Source organism: Coprococcus sp. AM11-30B, assembly GCF_027674365.1.
Classification (GTDB): domain Bacteria; phylum Bacillota; class Clostridia; order Lachnospirales; family Lachnospiraceae; genus Allocoprococcus; species Allocoprococcus comes.
Genome location: NZ_JAQDVB010000042.1, coordinates 1 through 502, shown reverse-complemented (window position 1 = coordinate 502; position 502 = coordinate 1). Strand labels below are relative to the sequence as shown.

General features: G+C 42.0%; 1 protein-coding gene. It reads right to left on the bottom strand.

The features are described 5' to 3' along the window. Positions 1-106 precede the first annotated feature (106 nt). On the bottom strand, positions 107-421 hold the full coding sequence (locus tag PGU50_RS17550; protein ID WP_270247603.1) for a relaxasome subunit MobC: 315 nt from the start codon (positions 419-421) through the stop codon (positions 107-109). Positions 422-502 lie beyond the last annotated feature (81 nt).

Here is a 502-nt window from a genome sequence, read left to right as displayed (position 1 = left end):
CCGGTTGCCACTTGTGGCAAACTTATTGGGACGACCTCTGGTTGTCCATAAGTGCGCCCTTCATGAAAAAGCAATGAAGGGAATGAAAAACTCATCCCATCCGCCATTACACTTCCTCCATATCGGTATTTGTTTCTTTCTGCATTGCCTTTGAGAAAAATTTCCCATTGTCTTCCTGCTTTTTCAGAAAACCAATCAGCTTTGGGATGTCTTCCTCCTCAATAGTCGCACCAAGAACGGATTCCACCGCACCGCCAACCTGACAGAGCCTATGGGTTCGTTTTTTACTTTCTTCGGCTTTCTTTCGTTTTAGAAGTTCTTTCTTCTGTGCTGCATATCGTTTTGCTTTTTCAAGGCTTTCCTGTTCCTTCTTTTCCATTTCAAGCATTCGTTCTTCATAACTTTTTGTTGATTTTGCCATTCTTACATTCTCCTTTCCTTCACAAACATAAGTTCTCGGTTGCGTATCAGAAGAAGCACATGGTATAATCTTCTTGCGTGT